Source organism: Bacillus tequilensis KCTC 13622 (assembly GCF_000507145.1).
In the GTDB taxonomy this organism is placed as follows: Bacteria; Bacillota; Bacilli; order Bacillales; family Bacillaceae; genus Bacillus; species Bacillus tequilensis.
In genome coordinates this window covers 1-21,160 of sequence record NZ_AYTO01000006.1, presented here as the reverse complement: position 1 = coordinate 21,160, position 21,160 = coordinate 1, and the positions used below count along the sequence as shown (strand labels likewise).

Below are 21,160 nucleotides of genomic sequence, written 5' to 3'. Positions count from 1 at the left end.
TTGAAAAATCAGAATTAAAAAAGGACCGCCGTCAAAAGGCTTTTGTCAGCCCTTGCAGCAGTCCTTGCTTTTTTGGTTATTTTTTAAGAAGCGCCAGCTTCTTCGAATTCTAATGCTTCAGTGTCACCCAAACGATGATACTCATTTAACACGGCATCTTGAATCTTTCCTCGCGTGCTTGAATTAATAGGATGAGCAATATCGCGGAACTCTCCATCAGGGGTGCGTTTACTCGGCATCGCAACGAAAAGACCATTGTTTCCATCAATCACACGAATATCATGAACGACAAATTCGTGATCCAGCGTGATGGATGCAATCGCTCTCATGCGACCATCGGTATTCACGCGGCGTAATCTTACGTCAGTAACTTCCACAGTAGTTCACCACCTTTTCCCTATATAAAAGCATTAGTGTATCAATTCCACGATTTTTCCTGAAATCCTGCTCGTTTTCAAAATATTTTTTGAAAAAATAGGATATAGTTACACAATTAGGTCATAACGCTTTTACTCGGGGCATAAGGTAAATAAAAAAGTGATTCCGAGTTTACCCAGAATCACTTTTTCTTATTATTTTACCAAAGCGATAACTTCAATCTCGACCAGCGCGTCCTTAGGGAGTCTTGCCACTTCAACACAGGATCTCGCCGGTTTGTGTGTGTCAAAATACTGTCCGTACACTTCGTTTACTTCCGCAAACTGTTCCATATCAGCGATAAATACAGTTGCTTTTACAACTGTTTCAAAAGATGCGCCTGCTTCTTCCAGCACCGCTTTTAAGTTGCTGAATACTTGATGAGTCTGCTCCTTAATATCACCATTCACCATTTCGCCTGAAGGGGTCAAAGGGATTTGGCCTGAGCTGTAAAACATATTGTTTACGATAATCCCTTGTGAGTAAGGCCCAATTGCTGCTGGGGCATGTTTTGTGTGGACTGCTTTTGTCATGATTCCGTCTCTCCATTCTTTAAAAGATTGTCTTTAAAAAAACGCAGAAAATTGCCATTCTGAATTTCAATGGACTTCTCTTTCATGTTGATGGTTGAAAGAGTAAGAAGTGACATATATTCATCAACAAGACGTTCATCTACTCCCTCGGCTTCAACCAAGACGCCGATCCCCGCCACATTTGCGTTAAACTCATCCAACAGGTTAATCATACCATTAATTGTGCCGCCCGCTTTCATAAAGTCGTCAATAATGAGTACATTTGAACCCGTTTTCATGCTTCTTTTCGCAAGTGACATTGTCTGAATGCGGTTTGAGGAGCCTGAGACGTAATTAATGCTCACTGTGGAGCCTTCTGTGACCTTGTTGTCTTTACGAACGATGACGACCGGCACATTCAGATAGCTCGCAGCTGCGTACGCCAAAGGGATGCCTTTCGTGGCAACGGTCATGACAACATCAATTTCACGGTCTGCAAACACAGAAGCAAACAGCTTCCCTACCTTGGAAAGTACAGATGGCTTTCCTATGATATCCGTTAAGTATACATAACCGCCCGGGAGGATACGCTCAGGATTTGCCAGCGACTGTCCAAGAGTCTGCACAAACTCTTCAGCTTCAGCCTGCTTCATTTTCGGAATATATTTGACGCCTCCGGCAGCTCCGGGAACAGTAAGCAAAGTACCAATCCCCTGCTGCTCAAAGGTTTGCTTAATAATTGTTAAATCTTCACTGATCGATGATTTTGCAGATTCATACCGCTCAGAAAAAAAGGTTAGCGGTATTAACTCGTGCGGATGGGTTAACAAGTAATTTGTTAAGTCCACCAATCTGCCGCTGCGACGAAACTTCATGAACTTACCCCCAAAATCCGAATATTTTAAGATCAATATAACTTAACATACGGATTTAATCAAGCGCGTTCTGTTCGCCGATCATTCTTACGGCATAAACCTGATCGCAGAAGCCTCTTAACCCGTTATAAATTCTTTGCACCTTCGATTCATACTGAACCAACCCAAACACCGTCGGGCCGCTCCCGCTCATTAATACGGCATCTGCGCCAAAGCGTTTCATCTGGTTTTTGATCATCGCGACTTCAGGATGCATATCAAGCGTAACAGATTCAAGCACATTGCCTAAACGGCTGCACATCTTTTGAAAACTCTTTTCCTCTATTGCCTCAATCATGCCATGAACATCAGGATGCTCTACATCATCCACCTTCAGCTGTCTGTACACTTCAGCAGTTGAAACACCGATTGTCGGCTTGGCTAAAATAACCCAGCAATGCGGAGGTGTACCGATATGTTTAATTTTCTCGCCGCGTCCTGTTGCAAGGGCAGTTCCGCCATAGACACAAAATGAAACGTCAGAGCCAATTTCCGCTCCAAGCTCAGCAAGCGTTTCTGCTGAAAGATTTAAATTCCACAGTCTGTTCAGCCCTCTGAGCGTCGCCGCAGCATCACTGCTTCCGCCGGCAAGACCGGCAGCCACCGGAATCGCCTTTGTGATCATGATGGAAACTCCCTTTTTCACGTTGTATCTGTCCTTGATCAGCTTGGCGGCCTGATAAGCTAAATTTCTTTGGTCATCTGGCACAAAACGGTTGTGGGAGGAAACTCTCACTTCATCCCCTGCCAGCTCCGTTAATTCAATCCGATCCGCTAAATCAATCGTCGTCATGATCATTTCGACTTCATGGTAGCCATCCGGGCGTTTTCGGGTGACATCAAGTGACAGATTGATCTTGGCTGGCGCTTTTTCTAAAATACGCATAGCTTTCACCTACTTCTCCATCTAAACATAAGTATGAACATTGTATCACATTTGAAGTACAGGATGAACATATCCATATTGCAGCCCATTATGTATTTATATCTAACACAAAAAACCGGGGAACGGCATGTCCCCCGGGTCACATCTTTATCGGTTATTCTGATTCTGAGCCATTTGCTGTTCAGCGATTTCAATGGCGCGCTTTACCATGTTACCGGCATCGCGTGCCCGAATTTCGCCCCAGCCGCCATTTTTGACTGTGTCATAAAATCCAAGGTCTTTAGCCAGCTCATATTTAAATTCTTCTGACATAACTCCACGACGTCTGCCCAAACGAAACAACCCCTTTTTTTAGAAGTGATAGCCATTCGTGCACGTCACGATAAAATGTGACCGTTTTTATCTTTTGTTTAATCAGAAGAAACTTACGTAAAAATTGCTGGAAACAAAAAAAGGCAAAACAAAAAGCAGTAAACAAAAGGTTCACTGCCCGTTAAAATGCCACTGAGCTTGCGGCGTCATCATTAAATGTCAGCTCAACAGTCTCAGTTAAAATATCAGCGTAACTGTATGAAACTCTTTCAAACGAGTTCTCGTCTTGATCTAGTTGTATCACAAAAACAGAAGGGTACGTCTCAGCTAAAATGCCCGAACGCTCAATCGTTTTTCGGCGGCCACCGTTTGCTTTTAACGTCAGCCTTTTACCTAAATTTCCATCAAGCGATCTTTTAATATCGGACAACGTCTTCGCCATTGCATCCACCTCACTACATTTATTGTACAACATGAGCCCAATTTTGTCAAATAAAATTTAAATTATATCAACGTTAATAAGACATTGTCAATAAAATTATTTTGACAAAATTCTATGATTCCTCAAATATTTTCCGCAAATTTCGGTAAATTATGTATCATTATGCAAAATAAAAAACCCGCATAGACCTCCTATGCAGGTTTTCATCTGTTAATTGGACTTATAAGGCATTCCAATTCTCAGTACTCCTCTTGTTTCAATACCTCCAAGCCCTTTCTCCCTTGTCAGCGTATTCCGAAGCACTTCCCATACATTGATTCGGTCCATAAACGGCGTAAAACTGATTTTCGCGACGATATAAACCGGATCAAGCGCATGTATGTTGACCCTTGATGGTGAACTCGCGAAATTCGCTCCCGCTTTTATGAGTGATTCAAAATGGGATTGGCAGGCCCCTGCAAAAATAACAAGCTGATCTAAGTGAGGGATCTTTTTTCGGGCGTTTTGAACCGTTTCAACAAAGTGCTTTGAATGTCTGTATGCGTTCAAATCATCAATGCCGCCCTTTTGCTTTGAGTACGCATCATGCCCTGTTATCACCAGAATGTCAGGTCGATATTTGTCGAGCAATTCTTCAATAGAAACAGACATTTTCTTTTCATGACAATGAATGCCGTAGACCGGCACTCCAATTTTTTTATAGACATTCAGGCATTTTTTCAGATACGCTTCATCGCCGTCCAGATGAAGCACCTTGCCCGGCATATGAAAATAATGCTCCTGATGCTGATATTGGCTTGTCGCATAGTACTCCTGCTTTTCTCTGAGCAGCTTATAATCCTGGCGGAGTAATTCGAGCGATTCGTTCATTCTGCTCTCCTCTTTCTTTTTCCGCAACATCTGCTCATCTTTTTTCACTGCTACCAGATCAGAAAAATCAGAATCAGCAATCAGCCTGACTTCATCACCATGTAAAATGGCAATTGAATTACCTTTGCTTGTTTGCTCTATTCCTATAATGCGAAACAAAATATCCATTTGATAGGATTTTCTGACTACCATATCCCCTATTTGAAATTGCACGTTCCTCACTCCACACATAGACTAAGCCTCATCATGAAAGAGAAAGAGCCTTGAGAAAGCGCCTTTTTTCGCTGAGTCCAAGTTTTCTTCTCATTGAATGAAAGGTCCTTCTCTAGCCTATGTAGCGGCAGTCCATGTGGTGCGCAAAACAAAAAGCCCTTTTAGAAAAGGGCTTTCCTATTGTTGAAAAAAAGCTAAAGTGGTTGCGGTTTAGCGTTTTTTCGTCCTTTCAGCGTGACTGAAAACCCTTGAAGTCTAGGAAAGGCGAGCATCGGAGCACAGCGAATGTTATAATTCGTGAGCACTGAAGCGCAGCCTTGACAACGAATGCGAGGGTTTGTCGATACGCTGAAGGCCCTTTTAGAAAAGGGCTTTATACAATCCGTTAGACAGCGCTGCGAACTCCTCAATAGACAGGGATTCACCTCGGCGCTTGCCATCAATATTTGTTTCTTCGAGCACTTGCTCAATCTTTGATTTTTGTGCTTTTCCTTCAGGGAGATTGTTAACTAAGTTATTGAGCAGCGTTTTCCGGCGCTGAGCAAAGCTTGCCTTGATTAACTGAAAGAAAAAGGCTTCGTTTTCCACATCGACTGCCGGACCATCGCGAAGAATCAGACGAATGACTGCGGAATCTACATTAGGCTGAGGAACAAACACGGTTTTCGGAACGATCATTACCGTTTTGGCTTCTGTATAAAATTGCACCGCGATTGAAAGTGAACCGTATTCCTTAGATGAAGGGTCTGCCGCCATGCGCTCTGCCACTTCTTTTTGCAGCATGACCACAATCCCTTTCAGCGGAAGATGCTCTTCAAGCAGTTTCATGATAATCGGTGTTGTCACGTAATAAGGAAGGTTGGCTACAACCATGATCTCCTCACAGTCTTGAAATTGTTCTTCAATAACCGATTTGACATCAGCCTTTAATACATCCTGATGAATGACAGTGACATTGTCATAAGGAGACAGCGTATCCTTCAGGATCGGTAATAATCGCTGGTCGATCTCAAAGGCCACGACCTTTTTCGCCCGCTTGGCAAGCTGCTCGGTCAAAGCCCCAATTCCTGGGCCAATTTCAATAACACCTGTTTTCTCGGTCACTTCCGCGTGATCGACAATTCTGTCTAAGATGTTCGTATCAATTAAGAAATTCTGTCCTAAGCTCTTTTTAAAAGAAAAACCGTATTTCTTCAGTATCTCTTTCGTTCTAATTGGTGTCGCAATATCTTTATTCATTCTGTTCCTCCCGCATAACGGTATCAAGCGCACTCATAAAATCACCTTTTTTTATCTGAAACATTTGCAGCCGTTTTTGAAGCTGTTTTCCATTTGTATAGCCGATTTTCAATAGATCACCCAGCCGTTCGCGGCGGCGTTTGGCCGCAGATCCGCCAATCAGTCCGGCTTGAATCAGATCCTCAGCTGAAATGTTACTAGGCTGCGCTTCCATCTCTTCGTGCACGTTTTCTAAACATGCCCTAATGCTTTCAATCGATGCGTGCTCCACACCAATTCCCCGCTTGTTTTTAGGTTTGGCAAGATGCTTTGGCAAAAATGCATGCTTACAGCCTGGTACAGCCTCTGAAATGGTTTTGCGGATCTTCTCTCCCGGGAAGTCCGGATCCGTTAAAATAATGACGCCTCTGGTCTTTTGGGCCAAACGAATTTGGTCAATCACACGATCATCAATAGCGGAACCATTTGTTTCAATCGTGTCTGCATCTACAGCCAATTTGATGCGGGCCGTATCGTCACGCCCCTCGACCACAATGATCTCTTTAATTTTCATTATTTCCTCCAAGACAAAATAAAAACTTTTGTATATTTATGAAACTTTTTCTTATGTCGAGCGTCTAATAAGCAGAAAATACACTTTGTCTATTATAACGAAAAAAACAGAGGGCGCAAAACCCTCTGAATACATAAGTATATATTAATTTAAGATTTTAATTTTGACTGTTTTATTTCCCCATCGGTACGCCGATGATTTCTCCGGGAAAAAGACGTCTATTTTGTTCCCTTTAATCGCTGAACCAGTATCTGCCGCAATCGCATATCCATAGCCTTCAACGTGGACCTTGGAGCCTAGCGGAATGACATTTGGATCTACAGCGATAACTTTCGCATTCGGATTATTTTTTAAGTTGACCCCTGTGGCTGTATGTCCTGAACATCCGCTGCAGCTTGCTGTATAAGCTGTGGATGCTACAGTCATGGCTTTGCCTGTTGATTCATTGCTGCGGGACACAACTGTTTTTGAATCACCGGAAGCACTGACCTTTTCGATATTTGGACTTGATTGCTTTGTGCCGACAGCAATCACCTTATCTTTGCTTTGTTCAGCGGTTTCTTCTTTTATAAGCTCTCTGGACACTTCTTTGCCGTTTTCTTTAACGACCTCGAAATGTTTTTTAAGCTTGCCTTCTTTTCCTTTTTGGACGACCTTTTCTTCCCCTTTTTCAAGAGAAGCGTCTTCTTGTTTTTTCACATCGAACGCGATTTTCTCTTCAACTACATCGGTGACCTTTTCGATACGAGTAATTGTAATATCAGCCTTTCCTTTCGTCAGCTTCGCATCTAACGCAGGCTTGATTTTATCTTCGTCTTTTATGTTCATCTTTTGCTGTTTTAAAAAGTCAGCGACCGTAGTCGAAGTCGTCCAGATCTTCTTCGGTTTTCCTCCATCATTCACAGTCACCTGGAATGCGGGTTCGATGTTAATCTTCATGTCTTTCGAAATATCTGTATCTATTGCGGGATCAATTTGATCGTGTTCTTTCACATCAACATCTTGTTCGTCCAGTAATGCACCGACCGTTTTTGCTGTTGACCATAATGTCTTTTCTTCCCCGTTTATTGTAAGCTTCACAGGTTTTGCAGCCTTATACACAACGTCCATATCTGCTGTTATCTCTGTCTGTTTAGCAGGTGTGACCTTATCTTCGTCTCTTGTCTTTATATCAAGCGTCTCCAAAAGATCACCGACTGTTTTTGCGTGTGTGCGTATATGTTTCTTTTCGCCATTGATAGAAACTGAGACTGATTGTTTCGTCAGCTCATGAGCCGCGTACGCAGTCCCGCTTCCTGCCAAAAGCAAACAAGCAGCAACCAAAATGACTTTGCTTTTGCTAAGCTTTACGGAAAACAGCTTTTTCATTTTTTGTATGATGAAAAACGCCTCCTTCTCCTCGGAGAGATTATATAGAGTATCTAAAAGGCTGTCAACCCTCCCTTCTCTTTCTCCCAAAAGCTCAGTGTCTTCTTCATTATCCTGAAATACACCGAGAAACGAAAGAAAGACTTGTCGACAAACCTATCCTATGAGGAGAAGAAAGCATGTAGAACTTTTATAGAAAAACACCGCAAGGGACAAGCTCTTACAAAACCCGCTAGCGTTTTTTGTCAGTTTATACGGAAAAGTCTTTTGGCATTTTCAGTCGTGATTGACGCAATCTCTTCAAAGGTCATCTCTTTTAATTCTGCGATTTGCTCCGCCACATATTTCACATAGCTTGGTTCATTTCTTTTCCCGCGGAAAGGGTGAGGTGTGAGAAACGGGCAGTCCGTTTCAATCAGCAAACGGTCATTCGGTATTTCCTTTACAACTTCCTTTGGCTTCTTCGCATTTTTGAATGTCACCGGTCCCCCAAATGATAAATAAAAATTCATTTTCATGCATTCTCTTGCGACTTCGGCGCTTCCTGTAAAGCAGTGCATGATGCCGCCCACAGCTTCCGCGCCTTCCTCTTTCAAAATCGTCACGACATCCTCCGTTGCGTCACGGTTATGAATGATAATGGGCAGATTGACCTCTTTTGCTAAGGCGATTTGTTTTCTGAACACCTCTTTTTGAACATCTTTAGGTGATTTATCCCAATGATAATCCAGTCCCATTTCCCCTATAGCTACCACTTTTTCATGAGCAGAAAGCTCTTTAATCCAGGCTAAATCTTCATCTGTCATATCAATCGCGTCAACAGGGTGCCAGCCGATGGCTGCATAAATAAAATCATATTCCTCAATCATTTCCATCGCACGGGTAATGGTCGGACGGTCAAAGCCAACTACAACAATCCGTTCTACTTTTTCAGCTTTTGCACGTTCTATCACCTCTTCAAGATCTGTATCATATTGTTCTGCATTTAAATGTGCGTGTGTATCAAACAACATCAGTAAAAAACTCCTTTCTTGTCGAAACACAAAAGGTGTTCGACGAATTGTTACACGTGAAACACCTTTTGTTTGTCATTATTTAATTCTTGTGCCTTTTGGTAACGACTGATCGATAGATACGACTTTTAGTACGCCGTCTGCTTCGCCTGCAAGGATCATACCTTGAGAAAGCTCGCCCCTCAGCTTAACCGGTTTTAGATTTGTTACACATACGAGTTTTTTTCCAACAAGCTCTTCAGGTGTATAATGCTTCGCAATGCCTGATACAACTTGGCGTTTTTCAAAACCAAGATCCAGCTGCAGCTTCAATAAACGGTCTGCTTTTTTCACTGGCTCTGCTTTGATGACCTCTGCGACGCGAAGTTCTACATCCATGAATTGATCAATCGTAATTTCAGGTAAACGATCAACCTCTTGCGGTTCTTCTTCTTTTGTTTCTTCTTTCACTGGCTCTGAGCCCTGCATCTTCCCTTTGATATAAGCAATTTCTTCTTCTGCCTCCAAGCGAGGGAATAACGGCTCGCCTTTTTGTACTTTTGTATCTTTCAGCTGACCGAAAGCTGTAATGCTGTCCCATGCTTTTAACGCTTCATTAGTAATGCCCAGCTGCTCAAACATTTTTTCTGGTGTCTTTGTTAAGAACGGCTGAAGCAACACGGCTGAAATACGCAATGATTCCGCCAGGTGATACATAACGGATTGCAGTTCTTCTTCTTTTGCCGGATCCTTCGCAAGCACCCATGGAGCTGTCTCATCGATGTATTTATTGGTACGGCTGATGAGCTGCCATAGTGTTGAAAGAGCCACTGAGAACTCCATGTCTTCCATTGCTTTCTCGTAGGCCTTCACTGTTTCTTCAGCAACTGAAGTGAGCGCCTGGTCAAATTCCGTTACGGCGCCTTTGTAAGAACCGATTTGTCCGTCAAAATACTTATTGATCATCGCAACCGTACGATTCAATAGGTTTCCTAAATCATTCGCTAAATCATAGTTAATCCGTTCAACAAAACCTTCCGGCGTGAATACACCGTCAGATCCGAATGGCACTTCGCGAAGCAGGTAATAACGAAGTTCGTCTAAACCATAGCGCTCAATTAATGTAACCGGATCTACAACGTTCCCTTTTGATTTCGACATTTTTCCGTCTTTCATCAAAAGCCATCCATGAGCGAATACTTGCTTCGGCAGAGGCAGATCCAGAGCCATCAGCATAATTGGCCAATAAATCGTATGGAATCGCACAATCTCTTTACCGACTAAATGAACATCAGCAGGCCAATATTTTTGATAAAGCTCATCATTTTCTGTATCATAACCGAGTGCTGTTAAATAGTTAAATAGTGCGTCGATCCAAACATATACAACATGCTTTGGATTTTCCGGCACCTTCACGCCCCAGTCAAACGTGGTCCGTGATACAGCCAAATCCTCAAGCCCAGGCTTGATAAAGTTGTTAATCATTTCGTTTTTGCGTGATTCCGGCTGAATGAATGTCGGGTTTTCTTCATAGTATTTCAGAAGACGGTCAGCGTATTTCCCCATACGGAAGAAGTAAGATTCCTCTTTAATCAATTCAACTGGGTGTCCGCTGTCAGGGCTTTTTCCGCCGATAACCTCACCCTTTTCATTCCGCTCGATATCAACCAGCTGCGTTTCCGTGTAGAACGTTTCATCCGGAATACTGTACCAGCCTTCATATTCATCAAGATAGATGTCCCCGTTATCAAGAAGCTTTTGAAACACTTTTTCAATGACAACTTTATGTCGTTTTTCTGTCGTGCGGATAAAATCGTCGTTTGAGATTTCAAGCTGCTTCCACAGTTTCTGAATATCTGCCGCTGCACGATCCACGTACTCCTGAGGTGTAATGTTTTCCTGCTCAGCTTTTTGCTGGATCTTTTGTCCATGCTCGTCCGTTCCCGTTAAATAGCGAACATCAAACCCTTTTAATCGTTTGTAGCGCGCCATTGCATCTCCCGCGACTGTGGTATATGCATGGCCAATATGTAATTTTCCGCTCGGATAATAAATCGGTGTTGTAATATAAAATGTATTGTTTTCTTGCGGCATCTTGAAACCTCCTAATCAGAATGTCAAAAAGCTCCCGCCCAAAGGACGAGAGCGGCGATAAGTGCAAAATCATATATGACTATTATTTAGAATTCTCCTTTATCTATGATACCATCTTAGCCTTTAAGATCAAGAATATATACGTATGCCCTGAAAAAGAATAATTAAAATTAAAAATCTTTAATGAAAATAAAAAAAGTCTGTTCGTGTCGAATTTTGTCGTATATAATCAAATGAAATAAAAAACCTTGGTTCGAAAGTCTTGATTTAAAAGGAAATTTAGTAGGATAATAGCTATATTAAAAATTTATAAAATGCTGTTATTCCGGTAATTTTCGAGGCATTACTGACTATTAGAACTAATTCTTACAATCAATAGTAAACAAAAGGATTGACGATTATTGGAAACCTTGTTATGCTATGAAGGTAAGGATTTTGTCGAATAATGACGAAGAAAAATATAATGTAAACAAATAATTATCTCTCGGGAGGAGAATATTTATGAAATCTACTGGTATTGTACGTAAAGTTGATGAATTAGGACGTGTAGTTATTCCTATCGAACTGCGTCGTACTCTTGGAATCGCAGAAAAAGACGCTCTTGAAATTTATGTTGATGATGAAAAAATCATCCTTAAAAAATATAAACCAAACATGACTTGCCAAGTAACTGGTGAAGTTTCTGATGATAACCTTAAACTTGCAGGCGGTAAATTGGTTCTTAGTAAAGAAGGCGCTGAGCAAATCATCAGCGAAATCCAAAACCAGCTTCAAAACCTTAAATAATCATTTCCTGTACAAAAAACGTTCTTGTTATGACACAAGAACGTTTTTTTTATTGCTGAATATGGTAGGCATCGTATACTTCACGCTTTGGAACATTGCGATCAACCGCTGCTTTTTTAATAGCTTCCTTAGATGTAGCGCCTTTCGAGATGTAATGCTCGACATGTTCTTTCGCCGTGAGGGCTTCCCACCATTGTGTCTCTTCATCTGAGTCTTCATGTTTACTTCCTTCTACGACGAGGCAAAACTCACCGCGTATCTGATCCTCATTTGCCCATTCAATGACCTCGGGTATCGTGCCTCTGATGAACTCTTCATATTTCTTAGTCAGTTCGCGCGTTACCGCGATTTCCCGATCTCCTAATATCTCCGCCATCGCCGACAAGGTTTCCTTCAATCTGTGAGGCGCTTCATAAAAGATGATCGTTTCCCGCCTTTTTTTAAGACTTTCAAGCTCCTTTTTCTTTTCTTTCTTCTGCCTGTTGAGAAAACCGTAAAAGAAGAAAGGCTGAGGTACAATCCCTGAAGCGATTAAGGCTGTTAATGCGGCATTTGCTCCTGGCAGCGGAACAACATAACCGCCAATTTCCGTAAAATCCTTCACGATTTCCGCACCCGGATCAGATATCGTCGGCAGCCCAGCATCACTGACAAGAGCAATGTTTTTTCCCGATTTCAGCCATTCAATGATTTTGTGACCGCTGCTTTCTTTATTATGTTCGTGATAGCTAACGAGTGGTGTTTCAATTTCGTATACATGACAAAGCTTTTTCGTTTGTCTCGTATCTTCCGCAGCGATTGCATCCACTGATTTCAGCGTATCAATCGCCCGAAATGTCATATCCTCTAAATTTCCGATTGGGGTTGGGACCAAATAAAGAGTCCCCATGTCCGACTTTCCATTAAAACTCATTTGGCGCCTTAACATATACAGCCTCCTCGCTGTTCCGCTTTTCTTCTATATAAAGCTCTTTTTTCTTTCGAGTCAGTTTTTTGAAATAATATTCCGCCTGCATGGCTTCCCGTTTCGTTGTGAAGGCTTCGGCAAAAATCAATTCAACCGGACGTCTTACTTTTGTATACTTTGCGCCCTTTCCATCATTGTGTGTTTTTACCCGTTTCTGCAAATCGTTGGTATACCCGGCATACCAGCTATTATCCTTACATTTCACGACGTAGAAGAAATGGTTATTTGTCTCCATATAAAATGGTCCTGATTTCTTTCGTATATTCATTTTGTTCGTCATAAACGAACAGAGGAGGAAGGATTTTTAAATCCGGCCGTCCGCCTTTAATCCCCTCAACCAAAATGGTATTAGCTTCTTTCCCTTGCTTCGGATAGACAAATTGCACCCGCTTCGGTTCGATTTGATAAGCCTTCATCAATTCAAAAATCTCCAAAAGCCGGCCCGGCCGGTGAACAAGGGCTGCTTTTCCTCCTTGCTTAAGCAGCTTGCTGCTGACTGAAATGACATCCTCCAGTGTGCAGTGAATTTCATGTCTTGCAATCCTGAGGTGCTCATTCATGTTTTGTTCAGTTTGTTTCGGCGTTTTAAAATACGGAGGATTGCAGGTGACAACATCATATCGATTATGTCCCAGCTTCTCCGGCATGTTTTTCAAATCATCGTGTATGATCTGAATCTGATCCTGCAGCTTATTATACTCGACACTGCGAACAGCCATATCCTTCAGCCGTTCTTGAATTTCAACTCCAAGAATGTCTGCTTTTGATCTTGTACTGAGCAGCAGCGGCACAATGCCATTGCCTGTGCACAAATCAACGATGTTTCCTTTTTGAATCGGAACGTAGGCAAATTTGGACAGAAGCACAGCGTCCAATGAAAAAGCAAAAACTGTTGGACTTTGTATGATTTTCATATCCTCTGCCAGCAAATAATCTAATCTTTCATCATCACGTAATGAAACCATTTTCTTATCCTTTCAGTACCTTTGAAAAAGGCTTCCGTCTTATGCGGAAGCCTTTTCCTTATTTTTTATTTAAGAACGACAGACAGAACAGACAATCTTCTTTTCGAACGCTTCCATAGTGGACATTGCAAATATGAAATCCTTCTTGATACAGACGTGCCAGATTATCATACCCTTCCCCTATATCAGTTTGTTCTGTCTTCTGTGTTTTTGATTCTTTTTTATCAGCTTTGAACTTTTCTATCTGCTGCGTCGTATCGTCCAGCCGTTTTCGCAAATGCTTATTTTCAAGCTGTAAATGATGATTTTCCTCAATCATCTCACCGATATGCTGCTTCAAATCCCCCAGCTGCCGGTACAGTGAGCCAATTTGTTCTTCTAAGTTAATGACTGTATCAAATAACTCTTTTTTATCCAAGGTTCCACACCTCGTTAATCTGTGGTTTGTGCGGATACGACGCCCTCTTCCAAGAGCTCTTCCCAAGTATATTCTATCACTTTTTCACGGTTTATCAGTTCCACCTGAAGCACCCGTTCCAGAATATTAAGTCCGACGACCTTTGCGGGGCCGTTTGCTGTCGTAATCATTTCTCCTATATCCGGGAGCTGTTCTTTTGCCGTCTCATATTCATCGTTCTCATATTTTAGACAGCACATCAAACGTCCGCAAAGACCTGAAATCTTCGTAGGATTTAAAGACAAGTTCTGATCCTTGGCCATTTTAATGGAAACGGGTTCAAAATCTCCAAGGAACGTTGAACAGCAAAGCATTCTTCCGCACGGGCCGATTCCTCCGAGCATCTTCGCCTCATCCCTCACTCCGATTTGGCGCAGCTCAATTCTTGTTTTAAAGATAGAAGCCAAATCCTTCACAAGCTCTCTAAAGTCTACTCGGCCGTCAGCAGTGAAGTAAAAAATGACTTTATTGCGGTCAAACGTAAATTCAACATCGACCAGCTTCATATCTAAGCCATGTTCAGCCACTTTCTTTTGGCAGATGGAAAATGCTGATAAAGCTTCCTGTTTGTTTTCTTCTACGATGAGAAGATCGCGCTCGTCAGCCACGCGTATCACTTTTCTAAGGGGCAGCACCACATCATGCTCATCCACCTGTTTATTTGCAATCACAACCTGGCCATACTCCACGCCTCTGACAGTTTCCACGATTACGCAGCTGTCATGTTCTATATGAAATCCATTCGGATCAAAATAATATATTTTACCCGCTTTCTTAAAGCGGACACCAATTACATTGTACAAGCTTATCCCTCCTGCAACATTAACACCAAGTGCTCCATTAATCCTTGTACATTCACATTGGAATGAAGCCGTTTCTTTGCTTCTAAAACAGCAAGTATCTGATTCGTAACGCTTTGTTGTGTTGATTGTAGCGCATGCTGTTTTATTGATTGGAATAAGTCTTGATAAATCAATTTATCTTCATTTCCTATTTGGATGGACAACACATCGCGATATATCAATAAGAGCATATCAAGACCCATTTCTTGATGGGTTTTTTCTTTGAAAAAGGGCATCCATTGATCTTGAATAAAGAAAAAAGCATGTCCTTTCCGCTGGTGTAGGACTTCATACAATTTTATCACTTTCGCTCTAGACTCTGCAAACTCATCATTTCGACTTAATTCGACTGCTTCTGCTACATTGTTGGTCATGTTCGCCAGAAGCCTTGCCATATGAGGCGAAACATCCTGTTCGATCAGTCTGTCTTCAATTGCTTTCGGCTGCAAAGGTTGAAAAGGAAGAGTTTGGCACCTTGAAATGATGGTGTCCAATAACCTTTGGGGCTGCTCAGTGATGAGGATAGCCATTGTGTCCTTATTCGGTTCTTCTAAAAATTTCAGCAGGCTGTTCGCTGCATTTGCTGTCATTTGATCTGCGTGCGAAATAATATAAAGCTTTTTATGCGATTCAAGCCCTGTCTTAGAAAACTCCTCTTGAAGCGCCTGTATTTGCGCCTTTTTGATCGATAAACCGTCAGGCTGGACAAGATGGAGATCAGGATGGTTCCCTGACTCTATCCGCTTACAGTTGCGGCAGCTCTCACAAGGCTCCGTGCCGTCCTCCAGACAAAAAAAGCTTTTCGCAAGAAGCAATGCGGCATCAAGCTTGCCTGTTCCTTTTTTCCCCTCAAACAAATAAGCGTGTGATAGTCTGTCTTTCTCAATACTATTATATAAAAGCTTCATCACTCTGGGCTGAAGCTCAGTCATTTCCTTCCAGGATATTGCCATTGTATCACTCTCTATGTGTAAAGGTTAATCAATAAACCTTTTATTTCGCCAATACGCTCCAGCAAATCAATTGCCGGTTTTTCCTGATCCATCATCTCTTCCGTAAGCTGCAGCAATTTGTCATCTATTTCTTTCACAAGACCAAGTGTTCGGCTGTTGCCATACAGGTCAAAGCTTTGCGATGTTTCATGTGAAAGACCGCTGTCTACAGCTTCTTTGACAAAACGCTTCACAAGTCCTTTAAATCTCGCTAGATCTTTAAAATTCCGGGACTTCGTCAGTCTTTTTCCAAACGCCTCTATATCTGATAGCAGTCTGGTGAGCTGATCAAACTTCAATTTGCTGCTTTGGTTTTCCATTGATGTTTTAAACGATGCTGTGATCTCAGATGTTTTCACAGAAGGAAGCTGCTTATTATCTATAAATGTACGTATATCTTTATTAATTTTCACAGTTTCAAATCCTTAAAATTGATGAAATTCATCGACTGGAAGGACAAATACTGTCGCTCCGCCAACTTCAACTTCTACTGGATAAGGGACATATGAATCAGCATTTCCACCCATTGGAGATACAGGGGCAATCATCTGATCACGCTTCTGTCCGTTTTCTTTGATGAGACTAAGTGCTTTATTGACGCGTATATCCTCGACACCAATTATAAACGTTGTATTGCCTGATTTAAGAAATCCTCCCGTCGTCGCAAGCTTTGTGACTCTAAAATTGTGATCTGTTAAAGTTTTCAAAAGTCGGTTGCTGTCCTGATCTTGTACAACTGCCACTATTAATTTCATCTGTGAAGGCCTCCTTTAGATTGGAAACAACAATGATCTCGTTTACATCATTATATCAACTATTGGGAAACAGGTCACAATTGAATTTTTTTTAACGCTTCATTGATAACCTTTAGAACGTCCTGAACGACGAGGTCTTTGGATTGGCTGGCATCAATTGGATGAAATCTTTTCGGGAATCGCTTCATCAGTTCTTGATAACCTTCCTGCACCTTCGAATGGAAGCTTAATTTTTCTAAATCAAGCCGGTTTTTCTCCCGTGAGCCGTTTGCATAAATACGCTTCAGTCCTTCTTCCGGATCAATTGAAAAATAAACCGTTACATGGGGCATCATATCTCCAATGGCAAATTCATTAATGGACAGAACCTCATCAATTCCAAGTCCTCTTGCATATCCTTGATACGCAAGCGAACTGTCTATGAATCTGTCGCAAAGAACGACATGCCCCTCTTCTAAAGCAGGTTTTACTTTTTCAACTAAATGCTGGCGTCTCGCAGCCGCATATAAGAGCGCTTCTGTTTTTGGGTCCATTAATGTGTTGTGCTCATTCAGAATAACCTCTCGAATTTGTTCTGCAATATCTATTCCGCCCGGCTCTCGAGTTGCCATAACCTGAAGGCCTTCAGCTGACAGTATGTTTTTGATTTCCTGGAGAACAGTTGTTTTCCCCGCCCCTTCAGGACCTTCGAATGTAATAAATAAACCGCTCATGATTTCTCCTCTTCTATATAAACAAGTAGTTGTTTCTCTTTGATTTTCATATTCCCTTGAACATGCGTTTTCATGCTGATCAAGCGGCTGAGCTTTTGCACACTTTCTTTTGTTATTCTTTCTCCCGCCATAACCATCGGGATACCCGGAGGATAAGGAATGATATCCTCTGCGTTCAGCCGGCCCGCTGCTTCATTAAAGTCCACATACTCTTTTTTGAATGTATGTAAGACCTTTTTTTGATAAGGCAATACAGTAACAGGCTGCGCTCCCCATTCTGCAGAAACAAACATCTGATCGGGAGGCGTTTTTTCAATCTCTTCATCAATGCTTTTCATGGTTTCAGCGTTTATTCTGCGTGCTCCTCCCAATGGAAGAACGAGCAGTACTTGATTTTCATCAGCAAGCTCAGTGAATATATTGGCGCGCTCTAATATGTTTTGCAGCGTGTACCCAGAATGGCCGCGTTTTGAACGAATGGTGAGCTTCAGCGGATCCGTTGTCATCCGTGGGTCGGCCGGTTTGACAGCTTCTGCATTTGTAAGTGAATCAAACGTTTGTTTAAGTGATTGTATTCGCTGCATAATGTCAGGAAGCTTCTGTTCTTCTATAATACGCTGCACATAAGCACGAGCAATGTCTAACGAAGCCATAATCGGATAGGACGGGCTGCTGCTTTGTAATCGTTTTAGATAATCTGCAACCCGATCCCGGTTAACTCTGCAGCCTTTGCCAATGTGCAAATATGAACCCATCGTCATGGCAGGCAGCGTTTTGTGGGCCGACTGCACAACAATATCTGCACCCATTTTTAAAGCTGAGACTGGAAAAGGCTCTTCCAAAACAAAATGTGCACCATGTGCTTCATCCACCAAAACAGGAATCCCGTAATGATGTGCCTCTGAAATGATTTCGGTCAAATCAGCACTATGCCCGTAATAAGTCGGATTGGTCAGCACCAAGCCTTTTGCATGTGGATATGCCGCCAAGGCTTCTTTAATGGTATCAAGCGGGACGTGCGTAGGCACATGCATCGCTTTATCAATGTCAGGTGCGAGATAAACCGGCTCTGCGCCAGCCAAATCAACAGCATGAAATACAGATTTATGACAGTTTCTTTGAACCAAAATTGGACCACCCGGTTCACAAACAGATAAAATCATTGCTAAGTTTCCGACAGTCGTTCCATTCACCAGAAAAAAACTTTCCGCCGATCCATATAATTGACTGACAAGCTCTTGAGCTTCCTTAATCACCCCAGAAGGATGATGGAGATCGTCCAGTCCTGACAGTTCAGTTACATCAATGGTGAGAAGCGGATCGAATATTGACTTAGCGTCATCAAAAAAGACATCTCCATTGTGATGTCCCGGAACATGAAATGAATGAGAATTTCTTCTTGCATGTTGAATCAATGCTTTATATAAAGGTGTGTTCATGAAAACAATCCTTTGAATGTGTCTTCTTACACTTTATTATATCGTGCCTCCGTCAGAACTTAAAGCTAGACTTCCTGGTAACTACCTTTCCTTTATGGTAAGCAGCTTTTGTTTCAGATCGCCTTCCATCATCACGAGCTCTTCTTCTGCCTGGCGGCGTTTCATTCGACCCTCTTCTTGTATGGTCAATGTTTCTTCCAGCGTACTGATTAAGCTTTCCTGTACCTTCTTTAACGTATCGATATCAACAAGACCTCGTTCATTTGCACGCACGGTTTCAATTGTATTGGTTTTCAAAAGCTCCGCATTCTTCAACAAAAGCTCGTTTGTTGTATCAGTTACTTTTTGTTGAGCGTCCACTGCATTGCGCTGCCTTAAAAGTGTGAGCGCAATCGCTACTTGGTTTTTCCAAAGCGGAATTGCAGTCACAATAGAGGACTGGATTTTTTCAGCTAACACTTGGTTTGTATTCTGAATTAACCTGATTTGCGGAGCGCTTTGGATTGTAATTTGCCTGCTCAGCAGCAAATCATGCACCCGTTTATCTAACCGGTCAGCAAACTGAATCAAATCGTTTACTTCTTGAACAGCCATTTGGTTGTGCTCACTTGATTCAGCCAGTTGCTTCAGCTCAGGAATCGTTTTTGTTTCTAATTCCTCAAGCTTCAGTTCCCCTGCGACAATATAAACATTCAGCGCAGCGAAATACTCTTTGTTTTTTTCATATAGCTGCTCTAACAGTTTATTGTCACTGATTAAAGCATTTTTAGAATGCTCCAGCTTCAAGCTGATTCTGTCTATCTGTACGCTGGTCTTTTGATATTTAGACAGAACCTCCTGAAGAGAATTCGATACTCTTCCAAGCATGCGTGCCAAAAAACCCTTTTTCTTAGACTGGAGATCCTCAGGATTTACTTGCTCCAGCTTTTTCATCAGCTCTCCAAGTATTTCACCAATCTCTCCGACATCCTTCTTTTGAACATGATCAATCATGGTATGAGAAAAATCCAGCAGTTTTGATTGAGCCTGTGAACCGTATAAAACAATGCTCTGCATATTTTTATGGTCGATCTGTCCAGCGAGCTGAATTGCCTTTTCTTTGTTTTCTTTAGGAAGGACATCAACAAGGCGTACTTGCTGCTGTCCTGCTTTTACAGTCTCCGCCTCGGATATCTCTATATCACCGAAAGGGTCCGCCAATAATTCATCTATATGAAGGCCGCTTCGATCTCTGCTCATTGCTCTTACCCTCTTCCATTATTTCTTTAATGAATGCTTTGCTGCATCTAATTCAAATTGAAGATCAACAATTTCATCACCCATTAATTGAGTTAAATCCTCCTCTAAGCGCTTGGTCAATTCAGCAAGTGTGATACGCGCCTCACTCAACGACATCGACAGTTCTTTGCTTTTTTTCGGGTGAGATGATAGAAAGGCATACTTCTCTGTCAGTTCAACAACCGAATCAAGGGTTTGATAAAAAAAGCGCTCAGCCTGGTAAAACCGTTTCGGCTCTTTTTTTGTGAGAACATAAATCCTTCTGACAAGTCTCAGCATTTCAGCATTTTGTTTAAACATTTGAATGCTTTTTGCCTGAAATAACGCTTTCCGAAGGCGTATGATTTTCCGCCTTGATTCCTCGAGATTTTTCTTAATGTAGGCATATTCTCTGCCTGTCAGTCCATGCCTTTTAAGAAATAACCGTCTCGCATTCCAGATGCCAGCTGTATATACGACTATCCCAGAAGCAAGCCCATAAACAAAAGATAAAAAAAGCGACTGGTTCAAACCGAAAAAGCTCAATATCCCTATAAAGACAAAAGTCGCACTGCTTGTTAAACTCCATATCAAAAAGTGAAGAAACCTCTGCATGAGATAATCGACTCCTGTGTATATACTCAGTTTTAATATTATTATCTACTACGTTCAGTCCCTAAACAAGTTTCATCTTCTTTTTGTTAACCCCTTCACGATGAAAGAATACAAAAAAAGACCTTTTCAGGTCTAAGAATATAATGGCGGTGTATGAATGCTCTTTAGTTTTTTCACGTAATAGGCATAGTCAGGATCGGCAGTTGATGTAGAAATTACTTTTCTCTCACAATCTAAGCATATGAATTTCGTATAAAGATGAATACCCCTATTCTTCTCTTGATCACATATCACACATGTATAATTAGGTTTAACAGTTTCGTCCATCATCCCCACCTCCGTACAATTAGCCTTCCCTGAAACTTGATATTGTATACACTATTTAGATCCTTTTGAAACTTGGAATCAGTATATGGGCTATATAAGCTGTCGGTGTTTGTATTTGTTTGATTTTACTGATCTAGAATAAACAAAAAACCCAGCTCAATGAGCTGGGTTTTTACCTTGCTTGGCGGCGTCCTACTCTCACAGGGGGAAACCCCCGACTACCATCGGCGCTG

26 protein-coding genes are annotated in these 21,160 nt (G+C 41.8%); 1 reads left to right on the top strand and 25 read right to left on the bottom strand.

All coding sequences use genetic code 11. The features are described 5' to 3' along the window. Positions 1–83: 83 nt before the first annotated feature. The 12 genes from spoVG to metG form a co-directional block, all read right to left on the bottom strand. On the bottom strand, positions 84–377 hold the full coding sequence (gene spoVG / locus V756_RS0101350; RefSeq protein ID WP_003218346.1) for a septation regulator SpoVG: 294 nt from the start codon (positions 375–377) through the stop codon (positions 84–86). Between the two features lie 195 nt (positions 378–572). Then, entirely contained in the window at positions 573–950 is a 378-nt protein-coding gene (ridA, locus tag V756_RS0101345; protein ID WP_003226738.1) for a 2-iminobutanoate/2-iminopropanoate deaminase, read from the bottom strand. After that, positions 947–1,804, bottom strand: coding sequence for a pur operon repressor (gene purR / locus V756_RS0101340; protein ID WP_024713064.1), 858 nt, complete (start codon positions 1,802–1,804; stop codon positions 947–949). The genes ridA and purR overlap by 4 nt, the downstream gene beginning before the upstream one ends. Positions 1,805–1,859: 55 nt before the next feature. Then, complete coding sequence (gene ispE, locus V756_RS0101335) at positions 1,860–2,729, bottom strand: 4-(cytidine 5'-diphospho)-2-C-methyl-D-erythritol kinase (RefSeq protein WP_024713063.1); 870 nt, start codon at positions 2,727–2,729, stop codon at positions 1,860–1,862. A gap of 147 nt (positions 2,730–2,876) precedes the next feature. Further along, positions 2,877–3,062, bottom strand: coding sequence for a small, acid-soluble spore protein, alpha/beta type (locus tag V756_RS0101330; RefSeq protein ID WP_024713062.1), 186 nt, complete (start codon positions 3,060–3,062; stop codon positions 2,877–2,879). Between the two features lie 160 nt (positions 3,063–3,222). Then, positions 3,223–3,483, bottom strand: coding sequence for a biofilm formation stimulator Veg (gene veg, locus V756_RS0101325; protein WP_003218330.1), 261 nt, complete (start codon positions 3,481–3,483; stop codon positions 3,223–3,225). A 210-nt stretch (positions 3,484–3,693) separates the two neighbouring features. Further along, positions 3,694–4,566, bottom strand: coding sequence for a sporulation-specific protease PrtG (gene prtG, locus V756_RS0101320; protein ID WP_024713061.1), 873 nt, complete (start codon positions 4,564–4,566; stop codon positions 3,694–3,696). A 360-nt stretch (positions 4,567–4,926) separates the two neighbouring features. Then, positions 4,927–5,805: a 16S rRNA (adenine(1518)-N(6)/adenine(1519)-N(6))-dimethyltransferase RsmA gene (gene rsmA, locus V756_RS0101315; RefSeq protein WP_024713060.1), complete on the bottom strand. Its 879-nt coding sequence runs from the start codon at positions 5,803–5,805 to the stop codon at positions 4,927–4,929. Then, a complete protein-coding gene (gene rnmV / locus V756_RS0101310; protein WP_024713059.1) occupies positions 5,798–6,358 on the bottom strand; it encodes a ribonuclease M5 in 561 nt (186 codons plus the stop codon). Before rnmV ends, rsmA begins: the two co-directional genes overlap by 8 nt. A 144-nt stretch (positions 6,359–6,502) precedes the next feature. Continuing rightward, on the bottom strand, positions 6,503–7,816 hold the full coding sequence (locus tag V756_RS0101305) for a ubiquitin-like domain-containing protein (RefSeq protein WP_024713058.1): 1,314 nt from the start codon (positions 7,814–7,816) through the stop codon (positions 6,503–6,505). A gap of 155 nt (positions 7,817–7,971) precedes the next feature. Further along, a complete protein-coding gene (locus V756_RS0101300; protein WP_024713057.1) occupies positions 7,972–8,739 on the bottom strand; it encodes a TatD family hydrolase in 768 nt (255 codons plus the stop codon). 78 nt (positions 8,740–8,817) lie between these two features. Then, the gene (metG, locus tag V756_RS0101295; protein WP_024713056.1) at positions 8,818–10,812 is read right to left on the bottom strand and encodes a methionine--tRNA ligase; all 1,995 of its coding nucleotides are present in this window, start codon (positions 10,810–10,812) and stop codon (positions 8,818–8,820) included. 495 nt (positions 10,813–11,307) lie between these two features. On the opposite strand from metG, the gene abrB reads away from it, so the two are divergent. Next, positions 11,308–11,598: a transition state genes transcriptional regulator AbrB gene (gene abrB, locus V756_RS0101290; RefSeq protein ID WP_003226760.1), complete on the top strand. Its 291-nt coding sequence runs from the start codon at positions 11,308–11,310 to the stop codon at positions 11,596–11,598. A gap of 49 nt (positions 11,599–11,647) precedes the next feature. On the opposite strand, the gene rsmI is transcribed toward abrB, so the two are convergent. From rsmI to csfB, 13 genes are all read right to left on the bottom strand, one after another. Next, positions 11,648–12,526, bottom strand: coding sequence for a 16S rRNA (cytidine(1402)-2'-O)-methyltransferase (rsmI, locus tag V756_RS0101285; RefSeq protein ID WP_024713055.1), 879 nt, complete (start codon positions 12,524–12,526; stop codon positions 11,648–11,650). Then, positions 12,501–12,800 carry a GIY-YIG nuclease family protein gene (locus V756_RS0101280; RefSeq protein WP_024713054.1) on the bottom strand — a complete coding sequence of 100 codons (300 nt, stop codon included), beginning with the start codon at positions 12,798–12,800 and terminating at the stop codon, positions 12,501–12,503. The genes rsmI and V756_RS0101280 overlap by 26 nt, the downstream gene beginning before the upstream one ends. Next, a complete protein-coding gene (locus tag V756_RS0101275) occupies positions 12,787–13,530 on the bottom strand; it encodes a tRNA1(Val) (adenine(37)-N6)-methyltransferase (protein ID WP_024713053.1) in 744 nt (247 codons plus the stop codon). The genes V756_RS0101280 and V756_RS0101275 overlap by 14 nt, the downstream gene beginning before the upstream one ends. A 58-nt stretch (positions 13,531–13,588) precedes the next feature. Beyond that, the gene (gene yabA, locus V756_RS0101270) at positions 13,589–13,948 is read right to left on the bottom strand and encodes a DNA replication initiation control protein YabA (RefSeq protein WP_003218308.1); all 360 of its coding nucleotides are present in this window, start codon (positions 13,946–13,948) and stop codon (positions 13,589–13,591) included. 14 nt (positions 13,949–13,962) lie between these two features. After that, positions 13,963–14,790 carry a competence/sporulation regulator complex protein RicT gene (ricT, locus tag V756_RS0101265; protein ID WP_024713052.1) on the bottom strand — a complete coding sequence of 276 codons (828 nt, stop codon included), beginning with the start codon at positions 14,788–14,790 and terminating at the stop codon, positions 13,963–13,965. A 2-nt stretch (positions 14,791–14,792) separates the two neighbouring features. Continuing rightward, entirely contained in the window at positions 14,793–15,782 is a 990-nt protein-coding gene (holB, locus tag V756_RS0101260; RefSeq protein WP_024713051.1) for a DNA polymerase III subunit delta', read from the bottom strand. 11 nt (positions 15,783–15,793) lie between these two features. Next, complete coding sequence (locus V756_RS0101255; RefSeq protein WP_024713050.1) at positions 15,794–16,234, bottom strand: YaaR family protein; 441 nt, start codon at positions 16,232–16,234, stop codon at positions 15,794–15,796. 12 nt (positions 16,235–16,246) lie between these two features. Further along, positions 16,247–16,576, bottom strand: a complete 330-nt coding sequence (gene darA, locus V756_RS0101250) for a cyclic di-AMP receptor DarA (RefSeq protein ID WP_024713049.1) — start codon at positions 16,574–16,576, stop codon at positions 16,247–16,249. A gap of 74 nt (positions 16,577–16,650) precedes the next feature. Next, the gene (tmk, locus tag V756_RS0101245; RefSeq protein ID WP_024713048.1) at positions 16,651–17,289 is read right to left on the bottom strand and encodes a dTMP kinase; all 639 of its coding nucleotides are present in this window, start codon (positions 17,287–17,289) and stop codon (positions 16,651–16,653) included. Next, the gene (locus V756_RS0101240) at positions 17,286–18,728 is read right to left on the bottom strand and encodes an aminotransferase class I/II-fold pyridoxal phosphate-dependent enzyme (RefSeq protein WP_024713047.1); all 1,443 of its coding nucleotides are present in this window, start codon (positions 18,726–18,728) and stop codon (positions 17,286–17,288) included. The genes tmk and V756_RS0101240 overlap by 4 nt, the downstream gene beginning before the upstream one ends. Positions 18,729–18,809: 81 nt before the next feature. Beyond that, positions 18,810–19,967 carry a toxic anion resistance protein gene (locus V756_RS0101235; RefSeq protein WP_024713046.1) on the bottom strand — a complete coding sequence of 386 codons (1,158 nt, stop codon included), beginning with the start codon at positions 19,965–19,967 and terminating at the stop codon, positions 18,810–18,812. Between the two features lie 18 nt (positions 19,968–19,985). Next, positions 19,986–20,600 carry a 5-bromo-4-chloroindolyl phosphate hydrolysis family protein gene (locus V756_RS0101230; protein WP_024713045.1) on the bottom strand — a complete coding sequence of 205 codons (615 nt, stop codon included), beginning with the start codon at positions 20,598–20,600 and terminating at the stop codon, positions 19,986–19,988. Positions 20,601–20,732: 132 nt separating this feature from the next. Beyond that, positions 20,733–20,927 (bottom strand): anti-sigma-G factor, encoded by a 195-nt coding sequence (gene csfB / locus V756_RS01000000121680; RefSeq protein WP_032681583.1) that lies wholly within the window; start codon positions 20,925–20,927, stop codon positions 20,733–20,735. Positions 20,928–21,160 lie beyond the last annotated feature (233 nt).